We start from the raw sequence: 21,309 nt of genomic DNA on the forward strand, positions 1-21,309 counted from the left end.
CGGTGCTCACTGGTCCTCCGTCGCGGTGCGGGCGAAGCTGTCGTCGATGAGGGTGGCGAGGGCGTCATCGACCGCGGCCTGGCCGTTCTGGATGGAGCCGGACTCGACGAGCACGGGGCCGATCTTCTCCAGCACCGCGAGCTGATCGTCGCCGGGGATGCCGCTGACGTCGAGGTTGGAGCGCTCGGCGATCACCGTCTCGGCCACCGCCGGGTCGATCCCGGCGATCTCGGCCAGCAGCGCCGCGGTCTCCTCCGGATTCTCCAGAGCCCACGCGCGGGCCTCCTCGTAGGCGTCGACGACGACCTGGGCGACATCGGGGTGGTCGGTCAGGAACTCCTCGGTGGCGTTGAGGAATCCGTAGGAGTTGAAGTCGACGTTGCGGTAGAGCAGCTCCGCGCCCGACTCTGCCTCGGCGGCCGCCATGATCGGGTCCAGGCCCGCCCAGGCGTCGACCGAGCCCGCGTCGAGGGCGGCGCGCCCGTCGGCGTGCTGGAGATTCTGCAGCTGGACGTCGGAGATCGTCAGCCCTTCCGTCTCGAGCGCCTGGAGCAGGAAGAAGTAGGGGTCGGTGCCGGGGGTGGCGGCGACGGACTTTCCGGCGAGGTCGGCGACGGAGGCGATGTCGCTGCCCTCGGGCACGACGAGGGCCGACCACTCCGGCTGGGAGTAGATGTCGATGACCTTGATCGGCGAGCCGTTGGCCCGCGCGAGCAGCGCCGCCGAACCGGCGGTCGAGCCGACGTCGATCGATCCCGAACGCAAGAACTCATTGGCCTTGTTCGAGCCGGCGGACTGCACCCACTCGACGGTGACGTTGTCGCCGAGGGCTTCTTCGATCAGACCCTGGTCGCGGACGATGAGGCTCAGCGGGTTGTAGGTGGCGAAGTCGATCGACAGGGTGTCGGTCGACCACTCGGTGCTCTCCGAGCCGGCCGAGCCCGCGGCATCCGCATTCGAGGCATCGGCGCTCTCACCGGCGAGGCAGCCGGTCGTGGCGAGCATGATCGTCCCGGCGATCGCGAGGGCGGGAACGGTGCGGCGGACGATGGTGCTCATCGGGTCTCCTCGGCGGTGCGGGGTTCGGGTGTGCTGTGGTGGGTGTCGACGCCGAGCCCCTCGAGGAGCTCTGCGCGCAGGGTGGTAAAGTCGTGGGCGGCGCGGTCGCGCGGACGGGTTCCGGGCACCTCGACGATGCGGGCGATGGAGGATGCCGCGGGGTCGTCGCCGAGCGAGCGGAGCAGCAGGACGCGATCGGCGAGGTACAGCGCCTCTTCGACGTCGTGGGTGACGAGGAGGACGGTGGTCGGCCGCGCGGCGTGGATCTGCAGGAGCAGGTCCTGCATGCGCAGGCGCGTGAGCGCGTCCAGGGCCCCGAACGGCTCGTCCAGGAGCAGGACCTCGGGGTCGCGGGCGAGCGCGCGGGCGAGCGACGTGCGCTGCGCCATGCCGCCGGAGATCTCCCGTGGGCGGCGGTCGGCGGCGTGGCCGAGGCCGACAAGGTCGAGGAGCTCGGCGACGCGGTCACGGCGTTCGGCTCCGCGGAGCCCACGGGGAAGCCCGAGGGCGACGTTGTCGGCGATGGTTCGCCAGGGAAGCAGTCGCGGTTCCTGGAAGGCCACCGCGGTGCGGTCATCGGTGTCGCGGACGGGCGCGGCGTCGAGTTCGATGACACCCGCTGTCGGGACGTCCAGGCCCGCGAGCAGGCGCAGGAGTGTGGACTTGCCGCACCCGGACGGTCCGACGACCGCGACGATCTCACCGGGCGCGAGGCTCAGGTCGACGCCGCGCAGGACCGGGAGCGGAGCGGGGGTGACGAATGTCCGCGACACCCCGGCGACCCGCACCGCACCGCGGCGTTCGCCGGCGGCGGGCACGTCGATGACGCGGGAGTTCGGGGTGGGCATGCACCCAGACTGCCGATGTCGGGGCCGTCATGACATCTCGGGCGTAACGTTGCGAAACGTCCGCGGGTGCGTGGATCAGTGCGCGGCGAGCGACACGACCTCCGCGGCCGCCCGCGCGACGTCGTCGTTGACCACGTGGTAGTCGAACTCCGGCTGCGCCGCCAGCTCCACGCGCGCGGTGCGCAGGCGCCGCGCCCGCTCCTCGGCATCCTCGGTGCCGCGTCCCACCAGCCGGTTCACCAGCTCATCCCAGCTGGGCGGCAGGAGGAAGACGAGCGTCGCCGACGGCTCGGCGGCCCGGACCTGCCGGGCCCCCTGGAGGTCGATCTCGAGGAGGACCGTGCGACCCGCTGCCAGCGCGTCCTCGATCGGACGGCGGGGGGTGCCGTAGCGGTGGGAGTTGTGCACGGTCGCCCACTCGAGCAGCTGCCCCTCGGCGACGAGCCGGTCGAACTCGGCGTCGTCGACGAAGTAGTAGTGCTCGCCGTCGCGCTCTCCGGGGCGGGGTGCGCGCGTCGTCGCCGAGATCGACAGGAGGATGTCGGGGTGGTGCGCCTTGATGTGCGCGGCGACGGTGCCTTTGCCGACCGCCGTCGGGCCGGCGAGCACGATGAGGCGACTCCGCTCCGTGCGCGGAGCGGGCTCGGGCCACCGCTCGTCGAGGAACGCCGTCAGGTCGCGGCGTTGGCGAGCGCCCAGCCCGCCGAGTCGCTTGACCGGCGAGATGGCCAGTGATGCGAGGATCCGATCGCGCTTGCCTTCGCCGATCGCCGGCAGCGCGGTGAGGAATTCGGTCACGCGCAGGGTTCCGGCGGGCGACTCCGGTGCGGCGAAGGCCCGCCGGGTGAGCTCCTGGGGTGAGATGACGCGGGTGGCCAGGTCGCGTTTGAGTGCGGCGCGGGCGCGTCGCGCAGCAACCGCGCGCTCCGACGCGGCGCGGCGGTCGACCTCGGGCGGGCGGCGGGACGAGGTCACGACGTGCCCTCCCGGTACAGGGCCCGCCGCTCGTCGATCCGGGAAGCGAGATCGGCGGGGCCGGCGGAGAGGATGCTGCGACTTTCGCTGGCGAGGACGTTGCGCGACAGGGCCCCGAACAGGCGGGCCAGGTCGGCGGGCTGGGCGCCCTGCGCGCCGAATCCGGGTGCGAGAAGGGGTGCGCCGCGCAGCAGGTCGTCGGTGAGGCCGAGCTCCCACCGGTCCACCGTCGCACCCACCACGAGACCGATCGGACCGAGGTCGCCGGTGAAGGCGGCTGAGCCGTTCACCCACGTGACGTCGCGGGCGACCCGGGCCGCCACGGTCTGGCCGTCATCTGCCGCCACATCCACAGGGTGCGCGGTCTGCAGCGACGTCGCCTCGGGGTTGCTGGTCCCCGCCAGGACGAACACGCCCTTTTCGGCACGGACCGCCCCGGTGAGGGTCTCGCGCAGCGAATCGGGTCCGAGGTAGGGACTGACGGTGAGCGCGTCGGCCTCCAGCGGTGAGCCGGGGCTCAGCCACGCCGCCGCGTACGCAGCCATCGTGCTGCCGATGTCCCCGCGCTTGGCGTCGGCGACGACGAGGAGCCCTGCCGCCCGCGCAGCGGCGAGGGTCTCCTCGAGGGCGGCGTACCCTGCCGCCCCGAACCGCTCGAAGAACGCCACCTGCGGCTTCACCACGCCGACCCGCCCGCGGGCGGCTTCGACGGTCCGCAGCGCGAAGTCGCGAACCCCGGCGGCGGTGTCCTCCAGGCCCCACTCGGCGAGCAGATGCGCGTGCGGGTCGATCCCGACGCAGAGGGGACCGTGAGCGTCGAGGGCTGCGCGCAGACGTTCGGCGAAACCGGTCACCGAGCCTCCGCCCGGTCGGCGGCGTACTCCTGCAGGCTCCGCACCGCAAAGCCCTCACGCAGGACGGGGAGGGCGCTGACTGCGGCACCGAGCACCGCCATGGTGGTGAACAGCGCCTTGTCGGCCGCGACCGCAGCGGCGCGGATCTCGTAGCCATCCGCCCGGGCCAGACCGCCGCTCGGGGTATTCACCACGATGTCGATGTCTCCGGCGTTGATGAGGTCGACGATGTTCGTCTCCCCCGTCGCCTGGGTCGCGGAGTACTTGTTGACCACCTGGACGTCGATGCCGTTGCGGCCGAGGATCTCCGCCGTCCCCTCGGTGGCCACGAGGTCGAACCCGAGCTCCTGCAGACGATGGGCGGGGAGGATCACCGCGCGCTTGTCGCCGTCGGCGACGGAGATGAACACCGTGCCGGTCAGCGGCATCCCACCGTACGCTGCCTCCTGGCTCTTGGCGAACGCCGTCGGGAAGTCGCGGTCGATGCCCATGACCTCACCCGTCGAGCGCATCTCCGGTCCGAGCACCGAGTCGACGATCTGTCCGTCGCGGGTGCGGAAGCGCTTGAAGGGGAGCACGGCCTCCTTCACGGCGACGGGCGCGCCCAGGGGCACGCGCGAGCCGTCGGCTTCGGGGAGCATCCCCTCGGTCACGAGCTCCGCCACCGTCGAGCCCGCCATGATGCGGCTGGCGGCCTTGGCCAGCGGAATCCCGAGGGCCTTGGAGACGAACGGCACGGTGCGGCTGGCGCGCGGGTTGGCCTCGATGACGTACAGCACCCCGGCGCTGATCGCGAACTGCACGTTCAGCAGTCCCCGCACTCCCACGCGGTGCGCGATCGCGAGCGTCGCCTCACGCACGCGGTCGATGTCGGTGCGGCCGAGAGACATCGGCGGGAGCGCGCAGCTGGAGTCGCCGGAGTGGATGCCGGCCTCTTCGAGGTGCTCCATGATGCCGCCCACGTACAGCCGATCGCCGTCGTAGAGCGCGTCGACGTCGATCTCGATCGCGTCGTCGAGGAACCGGTCGACGAGGAGCGGCATCCCCGGGCCGATGATGGCCTGATCGGCGATGCGGACGAAGTAGTCCCGCAGGCTCGGGGTGTCGTAGACGATCTCCATGCCGCGGCCGCCGAGCACGAAGCTCGGACGCACGAGCACCGGGTACCCGACCTCCTCGGCGATCGTCACGGCCTGGTCGACGTCGATGGCCGTGCCGTTGCGCGGTGCCACCAGGCCTGCGTCGTCGAGGAGGCGCGAGAAGAGCTCCCGCTCCTCGGCCAGCTCGATGGCGGCGGGGCTCGTTCCGAGGATCCGGTAGCCGGCGTCCTCGATCCCCTGCGCCAGGCCCAGCGGCGTCTGTCCGCCCAGCTGGCAGATCACGCCCAGGATCTCCCCCGACTGCGACTCGGCGTGGAGGACCTCCAGCACGTCCTCCAGCGTCAGCGGCTCGAAGTAGAGCCGATCGGAGGTGTCGTAGTCGGTCGAGACGGTTTCGGGGTTGCAGTTGACCATGATGGTCTCGAAACCGGCGTCGGCGAGGGCGAACGAGGCGTGGACGCACGAGTAGTCGAACTCCACGCCCTGCCCGATGCGGTTCGGGCCGGAACCGATGATGACGACCTTGGTGCGCTCGGACGGCGCGATCTCGGTCTCGGCGTCGTAGCTGGAGTAGTGGTAGGGCGTCAGCGCCGGGAACTCCCCCGCGCAGGTGTCGACAGTCTTGTACACGGGCCGGATGCCGAGCCCGTGGCGCGCAGCGCGCGCCTCGGCCTCGGTGATTCCCCGCAGCTCGGCGATCTGCGCGTCGCTGAAGCCGTGGTCCTTCGCCAGACGCAGGGTCGCGTCATCCAGCTCCTGCGCGTCGCGGATGGCGCCAGCCACCTCGTTGATGAGCACGATCTGATCGAGGAACCAGGGGTCGATCGCGGTCGCGTCGAAGGCCTGCGCGGGGGTGGCACCCAGGCGGAGGGCCTGCTGGACCAGCACGATCCGTCCGTCGGTCGGTGTCTTCGCCTCCTCGAGCAGCTCGTCGACCGAGCGTGACTCCTCGCCCCAGTGGAAGCTCGAGCCGCGCTTCTCCAGCGAGCGGAGCGCCTTCTGCAGGGCGGTGGTGAAGTTGCGGCCGATCGCCATCGCCTCGCCCACCGACTTCATTGTGGTGGTGAGCGTGGTGTCGGCGGCCGGGAACTTCTCGAAGTTGAAACGCGGGACCTTCACCACGACGTAGTCCAGGGTCGGCTCGAAGCTCGCCGGGGTCACCCGGGTGATGTCGTTCGGGATCTCATCCAGGCGGTAGCCGATGGCGAGCTTCGCGGCGATCTTCGCGATCGGGAAGCCGGTGGCCTTGGACGCCAGCGCCGAGGAGCGCGACACCCGCGGGTTCATCTCGATGACGATGATCCGGCCGTCGTCGGGGTTCACGGCGAACTGGATGTTGCAGCCGCCGGTGTCCACGCCCACGGCACGGATGATGTCGATGCCGATGTCGCGGAGCTTCTGGTACTCGCGGTCGGTCAGGGTCAGCGACGGCGCGACGGTGATCGAATCCCCCGTGTGCACCCCGACGGGGTCGACGTTCTCGATGGTGCAGACCACGACGGTGTTGTCGGCGGTGTCGCGCATGAGCTCGAGCTCGTACTCCTTCCACCCGAGGATCGACTCCTCCAGGAGCACCTCGTGGGTGGGCGAGTCGTGCAGGCCCGCGCCGGCGATACGGCGGAGGTCGGCCTCGTCGAAGGCGAAGCCGGATCCGAGGCCCCCCATCGTGAACGACGGACGCACGACGAGGGGATAGCCGAGTTCGGCGGCGCCGGCGAGCACCTCGTCCATCGTGTGGCAGATCCGGCTCGCCGCGACATCCGCTCCCGCCTCGATGACCAGCTCCTTGAAGACCTGTCGGTCCTCGCCCTTGCGGATGGCGTCGACCTTGGCCCCGATCAGCTCGACGCCGTACTTCTCGAGGATCCCCTTCTCGTGCAGCGAGATGGCGGCGTTCAACGCCGTCTGGCCGCCGAGCGTCGGCAGGATCGCATCCGGCTTCTCTTTGGCGATGATCGTTTCGAGCACCTCGGCGGTGATCGGTTCGATGTAGGTCGCATCGGCGAAGTCGGGGTCGGTCATGATCGTCGCGGGGTTGGGGTTGACGAGGATGACGCGCACGCCTTCGGCGCGCAGAACGCGGCACGCCTGTGTTCCGGAGTAGTCGAACTCGGCGGCCTGGCCGATCACGATCGGGCCGGACCCGATGACGAGGACGCTGTGGATGTCGTCGCGCTTGGGCATCAGTCGTTGCTCTCCTGGACGTTCGCGGCGCCGGGCCGGGCGTCACGGTGCGCGCGCACCATGTCACGGAACCGGTCGAACAGATAGTTGGCGTCGTGCGGACCTGCCGCCGCCTCGGGGTGGTACTGCACCGAGAAGGCGGGGATGTCGAGGGCGCGAAGGCCCTCCACGACGTTGTCGTTCAAACCGACGTGGCTCACCTCGACCCGCCCGTAGCCCTGCGGGCTGTCGAAGGAGCCTTCCAGCGGCGCCTCTACGGCGAAGCCGTGATTGTGGGCGGTGATCTCCACGCGGCCGGTCGCCTTGTCGAGAACCGGCTGGTTGATGCCACGGTGCCCGAAGGGCAACTTGTAGGTGCCGAGGCCGAGAGCGCGACCGAGCAGCTGGTTGCCGAAGCAGATGCCGAAGAAGGGCAGCCGGTCATCGAGCACGGCGCGCAGCAGCTCGATGTGATCGGCCGATGCGGCGGGGTCGCCCGGCCCGTTGGAGTAGAACACCGCGACGGGGTCGATGGCGCGGATGTCGTGGATCGTGGCGTTCTGGGGCAGGACGTGCACGTCGAAGCCCCGGTCGGCGAGGTTCTCGATCGTGGCCTGCTTGACCCCGAGATCGAGCACCGCGAGGGCGCCGAGGCGCTCACCCCGTGCGGGTGTGACCTCGACGGCCGCGACCGACACCGTCGAGGAGAGGTTCAGTCCCGTCATCTCCGGGGCCTCCCGCACCACGCGCAGCTGCTGGTCGGCGTCCCAGCCGGCGGCATCCCCGGAGAAGATCCCCCCGCGCATGCTGCCGGCCGAGCGGATGTGTCGGGTGACGGCTCGCGTGTCGATCCCGCTGATGCCGACGATCCCGTCGGCGGCCAGGGCCTCGTCGAGCGACTGCTCGGAGCGCCAGCTCGACACCACGCGAGCGGGGTCGCGGACGATGTAGCCGGCCACCCAGATGCGCCTCGACTCGACATCCTCGGAATTCATCCCAGTGTTGCCGATGTGCGGGGCGGTCTGCAGGACGATCTGCCCCGCGTACGACGGGTCGGTCAGGGTCTCCTGGTAGCCGGTCATGCCGGTGGAGAAGACGACCTCGCCGAGGGTCGTGCCGCGCGCGCCGTAGGCGCGTCCGGTATGGCGGGTGCCGTCCTCGAGGACGAGGACGGCAGGGTCGGTGGTCAGGAGCCCTGTGGTGGGAGGCACTGTGGTGGGGAGCCGGGTCATGCGTCGTCTCCAGTCGGGGGAACGAGGGGTCGGATGGCGGTCGCGAGAGCCTGCGCGGAGGCTTCCTGCGGCCGGAAGTAGGAGTCGACGGGTGTGCCGTCGTCGAGCCGCCAAACGAGGCGGGTGAGACCGCCCGACTCCACGACACGGTCGATGGCGACGGTGGCCTGGTCGACGGCGGCGAGGCGGGCGCCGGCGAGGAAGAGACGGGGGGCGCCGTCGAGGTCGAGCGCGACACCGCCGTCGGTGACGGTGACCTCGCCGCGGGCGCGGAAGCCCAGGTGGCGGATCGCGAGACGCTCCAGCGGCTCGTCGTGACGTGTGGTGGCGACGTACAGCACACCGAAGCGCGCGAGCTCCGCCGCCCCCTCGGGCGGGGCGCCCACCGGCGCAGCAAGCCCCGCGTCTCGACGCGATCGCCGGCGCCACGCCCTGGCGAGAAGGAGAAGGACGACGCCGACCCCGATCAGGGTGACGATGAGTGCACCCTCACGCGTCATGCGTGCACCCCCGGCGTCTCGAGCACGTCGCCGTCGGCGACGGTGACCACCCCGCGGTGCAGCGTCCAGCGGACCTCCCCCGGAAGGGCACGGCCGAGGTACGGCGAGTTCTCGCTCCGACCCCGGAGATCGGCCGTGGTGAACGGGCGCGGCGCGGCCGGGTCGTACAGGGTCAGCGACGCCGGCTGCCCGGCGGTCAGGGGCGTGCCTGCCCCCGAAAGGCGGCCGATGCGGGCGGGCGTCTCGGACATCACTCGGGCGACGTCGTCCCATCCGAGCATCCCGGTGTCGACCATCGCCTCGCGCACGACCCGCAGGGCACTCTCGAGCCCCACCATGCCGTTCGCCGCGGCCTGCCACTCGCAGGCCTTCGCCTCGGCGGGGTGGGGGGCGTGGTCGGTGGCGACGATGTCGATCGTGCCGTCGGCGAGGCCCTCCCGCACGGCCCGCACGTCTTCTTCTCGGCGAAGCGGCGGATTGACCTTGAACCGGGCGTCGTAGCCGCGAACGAGCTCGTCGGTCAGGAGCAGGTGGTGGGGGGTCACCTCGGCGGTCACCGCGACCCCGCGGCGCTTGGCCCACCGGATGATGTCGACCGACCCGGCGGTGGAGAGGTGGCAGACGTGCAGGCGCGAGCCGACGTGCTCGGCCAGGAGCACATCGCGGGCGATGATCGACTCCTCTGCGACCGCGGGCCAGCCCGCAAGACCCAGCTCGGCCGACACCGCTCCCTCGTTCATCTGCGCACCCTCGGTGAGCCGCGGGTCCTGCGCGTGCTGCGCGATGACGCCGTCGAACGCTTTGACGTACTCCAGCGCCCGGCGCATGATCAGCGGATCCCAGACGCAGAACCCGTCGTCGCTGAACACGCGGACGCGCGCTCGCGAGTGTGCCATCGCACCGAGCTCGGCGAGGCTCTCACCGCGCTGCCCGACGGTGACGGCGCCGATCGGCTGCACGGTCACGTATCCCGCCGCCTCGCCCAGTGCGAGCTCCTGCTCGACGACCCCGGCGGTGTCGGCGACGGGCGAGGTGTTCGGCATGGCGAACACCGTGGTGTAGCCGCCGGCGGCGGCGGCACGCGAGCCCGTGAGCACCGTCTCGGCGTGCTCGAATCCGGGTTCGCGCAGGTGCGCGTGGAGGTCGACCAGGCCCGGGAGCGCGATGAGCCCGTCGGCATCGATCACGGTGGCACCGGCGCGGCTGAGGCCCGGGCCGATCTCGGAGATCACCCCGCCCTCGATGAGCATGTCGACTCGTTCCCCGGCGAGCGGGGCCGCGCCGCGGATGAGCAGGGGGGCCGGGGTGACGGGGTGAGGGGCGCTCATCATCCGTCCTCTCTCTCGTCGTCGCGCTCGCCGGCCAGCAGCAGATACAGCACGGCCATGCGCACGGACACACCGTTGGTCACCTGCTCGAGCACCGTCGACCGCGCGGAATCCGCGGCTTCGGCGGCGATCTCCAGCCCTCTGTTCATCGGGCCCGGGTGCAACACCATCGTATCGGGAGGAAGGGCGGCGACCCGTTGCCGTGACAGCCCCCAGACCCGGGCGTACTCCCGCTCGGTGGGGAAATAGGCGGCGCGCATCCGTTCGAGCTGGATACGCAGCATCATCACCGCATCGGGGCCCGCGGCGATCGCGTGGTCGAGGTCGTAGTCGACCGTGACCGGCCAGTTCGAGACATCCTGCGGGATCAGCGTCGGTGGAGCGACGAGGGTGACATCCGCACCGAGGGTGGTGAGGAGCCAGACGTTGGAGCGGGCGACCCGCGAGTGGAGGATGTCGCCGACGATCGTGACGCGGACGCCGTCGAGTCCGAGGCCGCGGCTGTCGTCACCGAACCGGCGCTTGCGGATCGTGAAGGCGTCCAGGAGCGCCTGGGTGGGATGCTCGTGGGTGCCGTCGCCGGCGTTGACCACGCCCGCGGTGATCCAGCCGCTCGTGGCGAGGGTGCGCGGTGCCCCCGAGGCGCCGTGACGGATGACGACCGCGTCGGCTCCCATGGCCTGCAGCGTCTGGGCGGTGTCCTGCAGCGACTCGCCCTTCGACACGCTGGAGCCCTTGGCCGAGAAGTTGATGACGTCGGCCGACAGACGCTTGGCCGCCGCCTCGAACGAGATGCGGGTGCGGGTGGAGTCTTCGAAGAAGAGGTTGACCACGGTCTTGCCGCGAAGCGTCGGCAGCTTCTTCACCTCGCGCCGCTGCGTGCCGGCCATGTCCTCGGCGACGTCGAGGATGGCGATGGCGCGCTGCCGGTCGAGGGTCTTGGTATCGAGCAGGTGCCTCATTGCGCTCCTCCCTCGATCGAGACGGAGTCTTCGCCGTCGATCTCGCGCAGGCGCACATTGACCCGTTCCTCACGGGCACTGGGGAGGTTCTTGCCGACGAAGTCGGGGCGGATGGGCAATTCGCGATGCCCGCGATCGACGAGGGTCGCCAGGCGCACCGCCGCGGGGCGACCGATGTCCTGCAGTGCGTCGAGCGCTGCCCGGATGCTTCGTCCGGAGAAGAGCACGTCGTCGACCAGCACGACCACCGCGCCGTCGATGCCACCCGGCGGGATCTGGGTGGGGTGAGGTGCCCGCGTCGGATGGCGGTGCAGGTCGTCGCGGTACATCGTGACATCCAGCGCTCCGACGGGGACGGGCGCGCCGCCGAACGCGGTCACGAACGCGGCGATGCGTTCGGCGAGAGGGACGCCACGCGTCGGAATGCCGAGGATGACGAGACCGTCGGGTCCCTTGTTGGACTCGAGGATCTCGTGGGAGATCCGAGTCAATGCCCGAGTGATGTCGGCGTCGTGCAGCACGGTGCGCACGGTCATCCGCCGCTCCCTTCTCCGCCTCACGGGACGGGTTTAAAGGTTGCCGGTTACCGCGCCTCAGACTACCGGACGAGGCGGGATCCCCGCTTCCCTGCGGATCCCCCTCCCCCGCCGCATCCCGTTCCCCGCCGCCTCCCGTTCCCCGCCGCCCCCCGTTCCCCGCCGCCTCCCGTTCCCCCGGCCGCGGCCGCTCCTGCCCCCGCCGCCTCCCGTTCCCCCGCCCCCGCGCCTCCTCCCGCCCTCGCCCCGCTCGCATCCGTTCGTCGCAGATGCACGCCGCAGACGGTCCAGAACGTGCAAATGTGACGAACGAAGACCGGATGCAGCGGGGATCCCCCTTACGGCGGGCAGCGACGTCAGCGCCGTGCGCGCAGAGCGGCGGCGACGCGGTCGATGTACTGCACGGGGTGGTGGAAGAGCTGGGTCCGCGCGACCCTGATGACCCGCCAGCCCGCATCGGTCAGCCGCTCGTGCTTCTCGAGGTCGCGCTGCCATTGCGCCGCGTCGGTGCGGTGCTGGTCGCCCTCGTACTCGATCGCGATCCGGAGGTCCGGGTACGCCAGGTCGACGCAGCCGAGGAAGTCTCCCGCAGGCCCGTACACCTCGTGGTCGGTCACCGGCTCGGGGAGTCCGGCATCGACGAGCAGCAGTCGCGCCCAGGTCTCCGTGCGCGACGCCACCCCGGGGCGGATGCGTCCGAGCGCCTCGCGCAGTGCGGTCGCACCGAGCCGGCGGCCGGACTCTGCAGCGCGCCGAAGATCGTCGAGGTCGGCCAGCGGTGGACGCAGGAGGTAGCTGAACTGCCCCGCGACGCGCGGCGCGCGCACGACCGCATCACCGACGGCGACAAGGTCGTACGCGCCGATCATCGGCGCCAGCATCGCCCACGTCGTCGCCGGGTCGGAGACGGGTACCCCGAAACGCGGGTGCCGCACGACCCGGACGAGGTCGGGGCGGACCTGATGACCGACGGTCCCCGCAGCTCGCGGCGCGCGCCCTGGCGTCGACACGTGGATGCGCGCATCGGACAGGAACGGCATCGGCAGATCCCAGAGAAGCGCGGCCGTGGTGTGGCTGAAGCAGCCGCCGACGTTCATCCGGATGCCGAACTGCAGCGCCGCCTCTATGATGGCGGCGCGCTCCGCGGCGGCGGGATGCGCGGGCGGCTCGAGGTGTCGTGGCTCAGCGCGGACGCCGTGGAACGGTCTGTCGAGTCCGCGACGGTCGACCCAGCGGCGCGACCTGCCTCTCCTTCGTGCGTCGGCGACGGTGAAGGCTCCGTCCGATGAGCGTTGCGCACCTGCATCCATGCGACCAGGGTGCCGGTCGCGCCCCCTTACCCTCCGGCGTTGTCCACAGTCCCTTCTCGTCCGTCGCAGGTGTACACCGGTGAGCCCCCCAGGCGTACATCTGCGACGAACGAAGGGGGCGGAGGGTGCCGCCTCGCTGCGGGGGCGCGTGCGCAGCGTTACGGGCGCAGCGCAACGCTGCCCCCGTTGGTTCGTCGCAGATGTACGCGTCGCGCGGTTGCGGGCGGACATCTGCGACGAACGAAGGGGGGCGGGGCACGATGCGGCGGCGTGCAACGGGCAGCGCGGTCCGCTGCCCGAAGGCACGACGGGTTCGTTCGTCGCAGGTGTACGCATTCCCCGCTCCCGGGCGTACATCTGCGACGAACGAACGAAGGGCAGACGGAGGATGCTGCGGCGCAGCGCGACACCGGCGCAGCGCGACACCGCTCCGCAGCGCGGCGGATCAGGCCGCAGGGGCCTCGGCGCGGTCGGCGGTCTCGTCCGCCTGGGTCGCCCGGATCTCATGCCCCTGCGAGGTCAGGCACTTGCCTGACGTGAGGTCCCACTTCCAGTCGTGGAGACTGCACGTGAGCACGCCGCCCTCGACCTTGCCGGTCTTCGACAAATCGGCCCGCAGATGCGGGCACCGCCGCTGCACGACCCAGTCGGCGAGGCGGATGTCTTCCGAGACGTCGGACTGCTCGGCGTACCAGTTCTCCACGTACTCGATGCGGTCCCGCGACAGGCACTTCAGGAACGTCGTGAGGAACTCGTTGAACTTGCCCGAGCGACCGACCTCGAACTGCATCGACAGGAAGATCGAGTTCGACCAGTCGATCTCATGGTCGCGGATGTTGGTCGACACGAGGTCGGCGGGGATCGTGTACCAGTAGATGCACTCCTCGCCGTCGTACTCTCGCACCTTCGCGCGCGGGAAGTCGACGACCATGTCCAGCTCGCCGATGCGGAAGCGCACGTTTCCCCCGACGCCGTTGCGGATCGTGCGCGCCCGGCGCAGCAGCGGCTCCCACCACTCCTTGATCGCCGCGAGCATCTCGCCCGGCGGCAGCACGGGGGCGCGAGTGGCCTCCTCCGCGGCGATCTCGTCCTGCCGCGCGTCGCGCTGCTCGGCGAGGTAGGCCCACTTGTCATCGAAGATGCGGTCGATCTCGGCCTCGGTGTAGAGCGTCTGGGTCACCGTCAGCGCGCCGTCGTTCATCTCCACGACCGTGCCGGGAACGAATTCGTACCCCTTCTGAGCGGGACGCACCTCGGCCATGTGCCGGAGGAACTCGCGCTGATCGGTGAAGATCGCATCGCCGTCCAGGCCCTGGCCGTTGTACTTGAACAGCGCCTCGCGCAGGAACATGGGCGGTCCCGCCATGGGGAACACGTGCTCCGCGTCGACCTTCTCGATGTAGTACATCGCCCGTTTGTTCTGGGCGTCCCGCTTGAGCCCGGCGAAGTTGCGCTTGGCGTCGGCGGGGAGGTCGTAGACCATCGGCCACCAGATCGCACCCGAGACCTGGGTGAAGTAGGCCTCGGGCTGGGAGAACGCCGTCAGCTTCTCCAGGTCCAGGGGGTGGGAATCGTTCTGATTCAGGATGCTGGCGGTGCCGTCGTCCACCGACAGGGACGAATCCCCGATGGGGCCGTCGCTCGGCGCACGCAGCGGCGTGACCATCAGCTTCAACGGTCCGAACTCCAGCGGCACACCGGCCCGGGTGAAGATGATGTTGTCGTACCCGAGCCGTCGGAGGTCCTGCTCGAGGTCGTCGGTGGGGTACTCCGGGAGGAGGACCCGGATGTCCTTGGAGACGTACCGCTCGAGCAGCGCAGGGTCGAAATGGTCGCGGTGCCGGTGGGAGATGTAGAGGAAGTCGGCGGCGCCGAAGCGTTCCCAGTCCAGGGCCCGGTTGTCCGGGAAGGGAAACCACGAGCCGAAGAAGGTTGGTCCCATGACGGGGTCGCAGAGGATGCTGCCACCGCGCGTTTCGATGAACATTCCCGCGTGCCCGAGGCCTGTGATCCGCATGCGTCTCCTCCGTGTCGAACCGGAGTGATTCTACGCGGGTCGCCTCCGCATCGGCCGAGCGTGCGAACGCATGGCGCGGCCGCACGGCGCAGCTTCTTCAGCCGGCCCTGTCGACGGCGTCCCGCGCGTAGACCCGGTCGCCCATCACCCAGGTCTCGGCGACGGCTCGGTCGTCTCCCACCATCATGATCGCGAAGAGAAGCTCGGCGGCGTCTTCGACGGTCGTGGGCGCAGCGCCGCCACCGTCGAGGCCGGTGCGCCAGCGGACAGCGGGCGGGCCGCCCTGCCCGTCCAGGACGACGAAGTCGGCCTCCTTGCCGATGTCGAAGCTGCCGACCTTGTCGTCCAGCCGCAGCGCCTGGGCGCCCCCCAGGGTGACCGAGTAGAACGCGCGGTACGGTGACAGCTTGTTGCGCTCCGCCTCGGCGGCATCCTTCTGCGACGGATCGACGCTGCCGTCGAGCTGGGTGTTGTTGAGCATCCCGACCTTGTAGGCGTCCTCGAGCACGTTCAGCATGCTGAAGCGGTTGCCGCCGCCGACGTCACTGCCGAAGGTCAGCAGCACGCGGTGTTCGGGGTCGGTCGCCCGCCCCAGCCGGAACAGGCCGCTTCCGAGATAGAGGTTGGAGCACGGACAGAACGTCACCGCGGCGCCGGCCTCGGATAGACGGCGGAACTCACCGTCGGTGAGCCAGACGCCGTGCCCGCCGGTGAACTTGGGTCCGACCAGCCCGTACTTCTCGTACACCTCGAGGTAGTCCGCGCAGCCGTCGTGCAGTTCGAGCACGCCCCGGATCTCGGAGGGGTTCTCGGAGATGTGCGTGTGCACCCACACGTCGGGATTTTCCGCCTTGAGTCGCCCGCACGCGGCGAGCAGCTCCTTCGTCGCGCCGTAGGCGAAGCGCGGCGTGATGGCGTACGAGCTCCGGCCGACGCCGTGGTACCTCTCGATGAGCTCCGTTGCCGCCGCGTGGAACTCATCCGGGGTGGTGGTGAACCACTCGGGGGCGTTCACATCGATGGCGGTGATGCCCGTGATGATGCGGACGTTCCGACGCGCGGCCTCTTCGAACACGACCTCCGTGGTGACGGGCTGCGCCGTCGTGAAGGCCTGACAGGTCGTGGTGCCGGAGGCGAGGAGGGTATCGAAGAACCGCCGCACACCCTCCTCCGCGTAGGCGCGATCGAAGTACCGCCGCTCCTCGGGGAACACCCACTTCTCCAGCCAGGGCAGAAGCTGTTCTCCGTAGGACCCCAGGATCCGGGTCTGCGGAATGTGGATGTGTCCGTCGATGAAGCCGGGGAGGATGAGCCGCCCAGGGATCTCGACGACCTCCGTCGAGGGATGACGGGCCGCGACCTCGTCGTGCGGTCCGAAATCGACGATGATCCCCCGGTCGTCGACGACGAGCAATCCGTCGGCGAGGAAGCGTGTCGCGGCCTGCTCGTCGCCGACATGTCGCCACGGGTCGTCGACGAAGTCGAGGAACGCTCCCCTGATCGCCCGCACGCCGTTGCCGATGTCCGGTCGGCTACGCGGCGCGGGAGATGCGGCCGAGGACTCCATGGACGAACGCTCCGGAATCGTCGGTGGAGAACTCCTTCGCCAGTTCCACGGCCTCGTCGATGGCGACCGCGGCGGGGACGGCGTCGTTGTAGAGGATCTCCCACGCGCCGATGCGCAGCAGGGCGCGGTCCACGGCGGGCATCCGCGCGAGCGACCAGTCCTTGGCGAAGGTCGTGATCTGCTCGTCGATGTCGTCGCGCTGATCGATGATGCCGTCGACGATCTCGCGCGCGTACAGCCAGGAGGCTTCGCGAGCAGGTTCGCTGGCGGCGCGCTTGGCCTCGGCCGCCAGGATCACCCCGAGGTCTTCGCCGCGGACGTCAGCCTGGAAGAGGATGTCGAGCGCGCGCTTGCGTGCTTTGGTGCGGGCACTCATCGGATGGTGTCCGCCCTCAGTTCACGCGACCGAGGTAGTCACCAGTGCGGGTGTCGACCTTGACCCTGGTGCCGGTCTCCAGGAACAGCGGTACCTGGATCTCGTAGCCGGTCTCCACCGTGGCGGCCTTCGTGCCGGCCGACGAGCGGTCACCCTGCAGGCCCGGCTCGGTGTAGGTGATCTCCAGAACGACCGAGGCCGGCAGATCGATGTACAGCGGGTTGCCGTTGTTCAGCGCGATGGTGACCTGCTGGTTCTCGAGCAAGAAGTTCTTCGCATCGCCGACGGTGGCGGCGGGGACGTTGACCTGGTCGTAGTCGCTCATGTCCATGAACACGAAGCTGTCGCCGTCGTTGTACAGGTAGGTGAAGTCGCGGCGGTCGACGTTCTCGATCTCGACCTTGGCGCCGGCGTTGTAGGTGCGGTCGACGACCTTGCCGGTCACGACGTTCTTGAGCTTGGTGCGGACGAACGCCCCGCCCTTTCCGGGCTTGACGTGCTGGAACTCCACGACGCTCCAGAGCTGTCCGTCGATGTTGAGGACGACGCCGTTCTTGATGTCTGCGGTCGATGCCATTGCGCTGATCGGATCCTTCGAAGTGCGGGCGATGTGCCCCGGAGGCGTTGCGGCCGAGCGGCCGACCACCGATTCTACGTGACGATCGCTTCTCAGCCCTCGGCCTGACCGGTGAGGAGGTCGATCAGCAGGCGCGTCGCGGTGCGGTAGCCCTCGATCCCCTCCCCCATGACGTGGACGGATGCGACGTCGGCGACGTAGGAGTGGTGGCGGAACGGCTCGCGCGTGCGGATGTCGGAGATGTGGATCTCGGCGACCGGGAGCGCGACGCCCGAGAGCGCGTCGCGCAGCACGACAGACGTGTGGGTGAGTCCGCCGGGATTGATGACAATGCCGGCGCAGTCCTCCCGCGCGGCGTGGACCGCGTCGAGCAGCACCCCCTCGTGATTGCTCTGGACGGCCCGCACCTCGAATCCCCGCTCCGCCGCGGTGCGCGTCACGAGTTCCTCGACATCGGCGAGGGTCTGCGTCCCGTAGACGGCGGGCTCCCTCACTCCCAGGAGATTGAGGTTGGGGCCGTTGACCAGCAGGATGCGTCGGGTCGTCGTCATCTCGTGCCTCTCAGGGGCTTGCGCATCTCGATCTCGGGACCGATGACGCTGGTGAACTCCACACCGGTCGGTGAGAACCCGATCCGACGGTAGGCCGCTCGGGCGCGCGCGTTGTCGCGGTGCACGTCGAGGGTGAGAGCGTCGGCACCGTGCTCTGCGGCCCAGGCGGCGGCGGCCTCGATCAGCCGGTCGAGGAGCCCCGCGCCGCGCGCCGCCGGGGTGATGAAGACCCCGACGACGTCCGCCCGCGGCGCGGCGACGGCGCGGTCGAGGTGATCGCGGTCACCCGAGGCCCGCAGCAGCACGCTGACGGATCCGACCCAGGCATCGCCGTCGACGGCGACGAACTGCGCGGCGTCCTCGCCGAGCGCCGCTCCTGCGGCACGGTCGCGCCACGCCGCGTCGTCGCGCTCCCGCTCCTGGTCGAGGGTGGTGAGGAAAGCCATCGACGCGTCGGGATCGCTGACGGCGGCCATGCGGAGGTCGCGGATCTCGGCCCATTCGTGCAGGCGGACCCGGCGCACCTCCGCCCGTGACCTCACCCCGCGACCTCCTGATACGCCGCGAACAGCAGCGACTCGTCCGGGGCCTGGAGGACGGTGGGGCGGGCGATGTCATCCAGCACGATGAATCGCAGCATCCCGCCGCGGCTCTTCTTGTCGCGTTGCATCGTCGCCAGCAGCTGCTGCCAGGCGCCCGCGCGATAGGTCAGGGGAAGACCCAGTGCACCCAGGATGTCGCGGTGACGCTGCACCGCGTCATCGGACAGCCGACCCGCCAGGCGTGACAGCTCCGCGGCGAACACCATGCCGACCGAGATCGCCGCGCCGTGCCGCCAGCGGTAGCGTTCGGCGTGCTCGATCGCATGACCGAGGGTGTGCCCGTAGTTGAGCACTTCGCGAAGCCCCGCCTCGCGGAGATCCTCCCCGACGACCCGCGCCTTCATCTCGATGGCCAGTTCGATCGAGCGACGGAATCCGGATGTCGACGGATCGACCACGCCGTCGGGATCGGCCTCGATGAGGTCGAGGATCTCGGGGTACCAGATGAACCCGGCCTTGACGACCTCGGCGAACCCCGCGACCGCTTCGTTCCGCGAGAGGGTGGCGAGGAGGTCGAGGTCGCACAGCACGGCGCGCGGAGGCCAGAACGCGCCGACGAGGTTCTTGCCCTCGGCCGTGTTCACCCCCGTCTTGCCGCCGACGGCCGCATCGACCATCCCGAGCACCGTGGTCGGCACCTGCACGATCGGCACGCCGCGCAGCCACGTCGCTGCGACGAAACCGGCGAGATCGGTGACCGCTCCCCCGCCGAATCCGATGACGGCGTCGGTGCGTGTGAAATCGGACTGTCCCATGATCTGCCAGCAGAAGGCGGCGACTTCGATGCGCTTGCCCTGTTCGGCGTCGGGGATCTCCGCCAGGAGCACCTGACGTCCGCCCCCGATCGACCCGCGCAGCTGCTCCGCCTGCGCCGACAGCGTCGGCGGATGCACGATCAGCACCTTCCGCGCATCGGCGGGAAGGGCGTCGGCCAGCCCCGGCAGGATCCCTCGCCCGACCGTGACGTCGTAGGGTGCCGCACCTGCGACGGTGATCACCGTGGCGTCGGTCATGCTCTCTCCTTCTGCGGGGACTCGGCCCACGCGACGATGGCGTCGACGACCTCCTGCAGCGGCCCGCTCGAGGTGTCGAACGTCGCGTCGGCGAGTCGTCGGTAGAGGGGCAGTCGTTCGGCGAGGATCGCGTTCCACCTGGTCATCGGATCCTCGCCCTGCAGCAGCGGCCGGGCGCTGTCGCGGAGGCGATGGGCGACGACCCGCGGCGCGACGGTCAACAGGATCACGCGGTGCCCGTCGAGGTCGCGCTGGGTGTCGGGGTCGAGAACCGCTCCCCCGCCGAGCGACACGACACCGCCCGCGTGGAGCGCGCGGGCGACGGTCTCACGCTCGAGCCGGCGGAACTCCGCCTCTCCACGCTCGGCGAAGATGCGCTCGATGGGGCCGTGCTCGCGGATGATCCCCGCGTCGGTATCGGTGAAGGGCACGCCCAGACGACGCGCGACCTTCCTCCCCAGGCTCGTCTTGCCCGCCCCCATCGGGCCGATGAGGACGATCGCCTCAGCCGGCGAGGTCATCGTGGGCGGCGATCGTCGGATCGCTCTCACCGACCGTGCGCAGTGCGTCGGGGATGCCGGCGACGTAGCTCTCGAGGTTGCGGAGCGTCTCGGCGACGCTGTCGCCGCCGAATTTCTCCAGCACGACGTCGGCGAGGACGATCGCGACCATGGCCTCGGCGACGACTCCGGCGGCGGGCACCGCGCAGACATCCGAGCGCTGATGGTGCGCGGCGGCGGCCTCCCCCGTCGCCACGTCGATCGTGCGCAGGGCGTGCGGGACGGTGGCGATCGGTTTCATCCCGGCCCTCACGCGCAGAACGGTGCCGGTGGACATGCCCCCTTCTATGCCTCCCGCCCGGTCGGTGCTGCGGGTGATGCCGGTCTCGCCGGCGAAGAGTTCGTCGTGCGCCTGAGATCCGCGGCGACGGGTGGTTTCGAAGCCGTCACCGACCTCGACGCCCTTGATCGCCTGAATGCTCATGAGCGCCTGGGCGAGCTTGCCGTCCAGTCGCCGGTCCCAGTGCACGTGCGACCCGAGCCCCGGCGGCAGTCCGTAGGCGAGCACCTCGACGATGCCGCCCAGCGTGTCACCGTCTTTGCGTGCGGCGTCGACCTCTGCCACCATCCGCTCGGAGGTGGCCGGGTGGAAGCAGCGCAGCGGATCGGCGTCGAGGATCTCGAGGTCTTCGGGCGTGGGCAGCGGCGCGTCGTCGGGGGTGCGCACGGGTCCGATCGAGAGCGTGTGGCTGACCAGCTGGATGCCGAGCTCGGCGAGGAACCCGCGCGCGAGGGCACCCAGAGCCACTCGCGCCGCAGTCTCGCGGGCGCTGGCCCGTTCGAGGATCGGGCGAGCCTCATCGAATCCGTACTTCTGCATGCCGACGAGGTCGGCGTGACCCGGGCGCGGGCGGGTCAGGGCGGCGCCGCGGCCGCGCGACATCTCGGTGAGCTCCACGGGATCGGGGCTCATGACCTCGGTCCATTTGGGCCACTCGGTGTTTCCGATGCGCAGGGCGATGGGGCTGCCCAGGCTGTACCCGTGGCGGACTCCGGCGGAGATCTCCAGGGCGTCGGCTTCGAACTTCATCCGCGAACCACGTCCGTAGCCGAGGCGCCGGCGGGCGAGGTCGGCCTGGATGGCGGAGCGGGAGACCGGGACGCCGGCGGGAAGACCCTCCATGATGGCGACGAGTTCGGGTCCGTGGGATTCCCCGGCGGTGAGCACGCGAAGCATGG

General features: G+C 70.3%; 20 protein-coding genes. All 20 read right to left on the reverse strand.

Annotation, left to right across the window (positions count from 1 at the left end; all coding sequences use genetic code 11):
* Positions 1–6: 6 nt before the first annotated feature.
* The 20 genes from HDC37_RS04490 to aroC all read right to left on the reverse strand — a co-directional run bounded on the left by HDC37_RS04490 (position 7) and on the right by aroC (position 21,307).
* Positions 7–1,059: an aliphatic sulfonate ABC transporter substrate-binding protein gene (locus HDC37_RS04490; RefSeq protein ID WP_179559222.1), complete on the reverse strand. Its 1,053-nt coding sequence runs from the start codon at positions 1,057–1,059 to the stop codon at positions 7–9.
* On the reverse strand, positions 1,056–1,907 hold the full coding sequence (locus HDC37_RS04495; RefSeq protein WP_179559223.1) for an ABC transporter ATP-binding protein: 852 nt from the start codon (positions 1,905–1,907) through the stop codon (positions 1,056–1,058). Before HDC37_RS04495 ends, HDC37_RS04490 begins: the two co-directional genes overlap by 4 nt.
* 75 nt (positions 1,908–1,982) lie before the next feature.
* A complete protein-coding gene (gene gmk, locus HDC37_RS04500) occupies positions 1,983–2,882 on the reverse strand; it encodes a guanylate kinase (protein ID WP_179559224.1) in 900 nt (299 codons plus the stop codon).
* Positions 2,879–3,736, reverse strand: coding sequence for an orotidine-5'-phosphate decarboxylase (gene pyrF, locus HDC37_RS04505; RefSeq protein ID WP_179559225.1), 858 nt, complete (start codon positions 3,734–3,736; stop codon positions 2,879–2,881). Before pyrF ends, gmk begins: the two co-directional genes overlap by 4 nt.
* The gene (gene carB / locus HDC37_RS04510; protein ID WP_179559226.1) at positions 3,733–7,020 is read right to left on the reverse strand and encodes a carbamoyl-phosphate synthase large subunit; all 3,288 of its coding nucleotides are present in this window, start codon (positions 7,018–7,020) and stop codon (positions 3,733–3,735) included. Before carB ends, pyrF begins: the two co-directional genes overlap by 4 nt.
* Positions 7,020–8,231: a glutamine-hydrolyzing carbamoyl-phosphate synthase small subunit gene (gene carA / locus HDC37_RS04515; protein WP_179559227.1), complete on the reverse strand. Its 1,212-nt coding sequence runs from the start codon at positions 8,229–8,231 to the stop codon at positions 7,020–7,022. Before carA ends, carB begins: the two co-directional genes overlap by 1 nt.
* Positions 8,228–8,731 carry a hypothetical protein gene (locus HDC37_RS04520; protein WP_179559228.1) on the reverse strand — a complete coding sequence of 168 codons (504 nt, stop codon included), beginning with the start codon at positions 8,729–8,731 and terminating at the stop codon, positions 8,228–8,230. Before HDC37_RS04520 ends, carA begins: the two co-directional genes overlap by 4 nt.
* The gene (locus HDC37_RS04525; RefSeq protein ID WP_179559567.1) at positions 8,728–10,059 is read right to left on the reverse strand and encodes a dihydroorotase; all 1,332 of its coding nucleotides are present in this window, start codon (positions 10,057–10,059) and stop codon (positions 8,728–8,730) included. The genes HDC37_RS04520 and HDC37_RS04525 overlap by 4 nt, the downstream gene beginning before the upstream one ends.
* Entirely contained in the window at positions 10,059–11,021 is a 963-nt protein-coding gene (locus HDC37_RS04530) for an aspartate carbamoyltransferase catalytic subunit (RefSeq protein WP_179559229.1), read from the reverse strand. The genes HDC37_RS04525 and HDC37_RS04530 overlap by 1 nt, the downstream gene beginning before the upstream one ends.
* On the reverse strand, positions 11,018–11,557 hold the full coding sequence (gene pyrR, locus HDC37_RS04535; RefSeq protein ID WP_179559230.1) for a bifunctional pyr operon transcriptional regulator/uracil phosphoribosyltransferase PyrR: 540 nt from the start codon (positions 11,555–11,557) through the stop codon (positions 11,018–11,020). The genes HDC37_RS04530 and pyrR overlap by 4 nt, the downstream gene beginning before the upstream one ends.
* Before the next feature lie 356 nt (positions 11,558–11,913).
* The gene (locus tag HDC37_RS04540; protein WP_179559231.1) at positions 11,914–12,867 is read right to left on the reverse strand and encodes a hypothetical protein; all 954 of its coding nucleotides are present in this window, start codon (positions 12,865–12,867) and stop codon (positions 11,914–11,916) included.
* 445 nt (positions 12,868–13,312) lie between these two features.
* Positions 13,313–14,884 carry a Rieske 2Fe-2S domain-containing protein gene (locus tag HDC37_RS04545; protein WP_179559232.1) on the reverse strand — a complete coding sequence of 524 codons (1,572 nt, stop codon included), beginning with the start codon at positions 14,882–14,884 and terminating at the stop codon, positions 13,313–13,315.
* Positions 14,885–14,981: 97 nt separating this feature from the next.
* Positions 14,982–16,451: a guanine deaminase gene (gene guaD, locus HDC37_RS04550; protein ID WP_179559233.1), complete on the reverse strand. Its 1,470-nt coding sequence runs from the start codon at positions 16,449–16,451 to the stop codon at positions 14,982–14,984.
* Positions 16,417–16,827 carry a transcription antitermination factor NusB gene (nusB, locus tag HDC37_RS04555; RefSeq protein WP_179559234.1) on the reverse strand — a complete coding sequence of 137 codons (411 nt, stop codon included), beginning with the start codon at positions 16,825–16,827 and terminating at the stop codon, positions 16,417–16,419. The genes guaD and nusB overlap by 35 nt, the downstream gene beginning before the upstream one ends.
* 16 nt (positions 16,828–16,843) lie before the next feature.
* On the reverse strand, positions 16,844–17,404 hold the full coding sequence (gene efp, locus HDC37_RS04560) for an elongation factor P (RefSeq protein ID WP_179559235.1): 561 nt from the start codon (positions 17,402–17,404) through the stop codon (positions 16,844–16,846).
* Positions 17,405–17,496: 92 nt separating this feature from the next.
* Positions 17,497–17,955, reverse strand: coding sequence for a type II 3-dehydroquinate dehydratase (gene aroQ, locus HDC37_RS04565; RefSeq protein WP_179559236.1), 459 nt, complete (start codon positions 17,953–17,955; stop codon positions 17,497–17,499).
* A complete protein-coding gene (locus HDC37_RS04570; RefSeq protein WP_179559237.1) occupies positions 17,952–18,497 on the reverse strand; it encodes a GNAT family N-acetyltransferase in 546 nt (181 codons plus the stop codon). Before HDC37_RS04570 ends, aroQ begins: the two co-directional genes overlap by 4 nt.
* Positions 18,494–19,570 carry a 3-dehydroquinate synthase gene (gene aroB, locus HDC37_RS04575; protein ID WP_179559238.1) on the reverse strand — a complete coding sequence of 359 codons (1,077 nt, stop codon included), beginning with the start codon at positions 19,568–19,570 and terminating at the stop codon, positions 18,494–18,496. The genes HDC37_RS04570 and aroB overlap by 4 nt, the downstream gene beginning before the upstream one ends.
* Complete coding sequence (locus tag HDC37_RS04580) at positions 19,567–20,091, reverse strand: shikimate kinase (protein WP_179559239.1); 525 nt, start codon at positions 20,089–20,091, stop codon at positions 19,567–19,569. The genes aroB and HDC37_RS04580 overlap by 4 nt, the downstream gene beginning before the upstream one ends.
* A complete protein-coding gene (gene aroC / locus HDC37_RS04585; RefSeq protein WP_179559240.1) occupies positions 20,075–21,307 on the reverse strand; it encodes a chorismate synthase in 1,233 nt (410 codons plus the stop codon). The genes HDC37_RS04580 and aroC overlap by 17 nt, the downstream gene beginning before the upstream one ends.
* Between the last annotated feature and the right edge of the window lie 2 nt (positions 21,308–21,309).

Origin of the sequence: Microbacterium sp. AK009 (assembly GCF_013410955.1) — a bacterium.
GTDB lineage: Bacteria > Actinomycetota > Actinomycetes > Actinomycetales > Microbacteriaceae > Microbacterium.

Coding starts and splice junctions, on each gene's coding strand:
- HDC37_RS04525 (WP_179559567.1), bottom strand. CDS start 10,059: ATGAGCGCCCCTCACCCCGTCACCCCGGCCCCCCTGCTCATCCGCGGC.
- HDC37_RS04490 (WP_179559222.1), bottom strand. CDS start 1,059: ATGAGCACCATCGTCCGCCGCACCGTTCCCGCCCTCGCGATCGCCGGG.
- nusB (WP_179559234.1), bottom strand. CDS start 16,827: ATGAGTGCCCGCACCAAAGCACGCAAGCGCGCGCTCGACATCCTCTTC.
- guaD (WP_179559233.1), bottom strand. CDS start 16,451: ATGGAGTCCTCGGCCGCATCTCCCGCGCCGCGTAGCCGACCGGACATC.
- carB (WP_179559226.1), bottom strand. CDS start 7,020: ATGCCCAAGCGCGACGACATCCACAGCGTCCTCGTCATCGGGTCCGGC.
- HDC37_RS04520 (WP_179559228.1), bottom strand. CDS start 8,731: ATGACGCGTGAGGGTGCACTCATCGTCACCCTGATCGGGGTCGGCGTC.
- aroQ (WP_179559236.1), bottom strand. CDS start 17,955: ATGACGACGACCCGACGCATCCTGCTGGTCAACGGCCCCAACCTCAAT.
- HDC37_RS04495 (WP_179559223.1), bottom strand. CDS start 1,907: ATGCCCACCCCGAACTCCCGCGTCATCGACGTGCCCGCCGCCGGCGAA.
- efp (WP_179559235.1), bottom strand. CDS start 17,404: ATGGCATCGACCGCAGACATCAAGAACGGCGTCGTCCTCAACATCGAC.
- HDC37_RS04540 (WP_179559231.1), bottom strand. CDS start 12,867: ATGGATGCAGGTGCGCAACGCTCATCGGACGGAGCCTTCACCGTCGCC.
- HDC37_RS04530 (WP_179559229.1), bottom strand. CDS start 11,021: ATGAGGCACCTGCTCGATACCAAGACCCTCGACCGGCAGCGCGCCATC.
- pyrR (WP_179559230.1), bottom strand. CDS start 11,557: ATGACCGTGCGCACCGTGCTGCACGACGCCGACATCACTCGGGCATTG.
- carA (WP_179559227.1), bottom strand. CDS start 8,231: ATGACCCGGCTCCCCACCACAGTGCCTCCCACCACAGGGCTCCTGACC.
- aroC (WP_179559240.1), bottom strand. CDS start 21,307: ATGCTTCGCGTGCTCACCGCCGGGGAATCCCACGGACCCGAACTCGTC.
- aroB (WP_179559238.1), bottom strand. CDS start 19,570: ATGACCGACGCCACGGTGATCACCGTCGCAGGTGCGGCACCCTACGAC.
- HDC37_RS04545 (WP_179559232.1), bottom strand. CDS start 14,884: ATGCGGATCACAGGCCTCGGGCACGCGGGAATGTTCATCGAAACGCGC.
- HDC37_RS04580 (WP_179559239.1), bottom strand. CDS start 20,091: ATGACCTCGCCGGCTGAGGCGATCGTCCTCATCGGCCCGATGGGGGCG.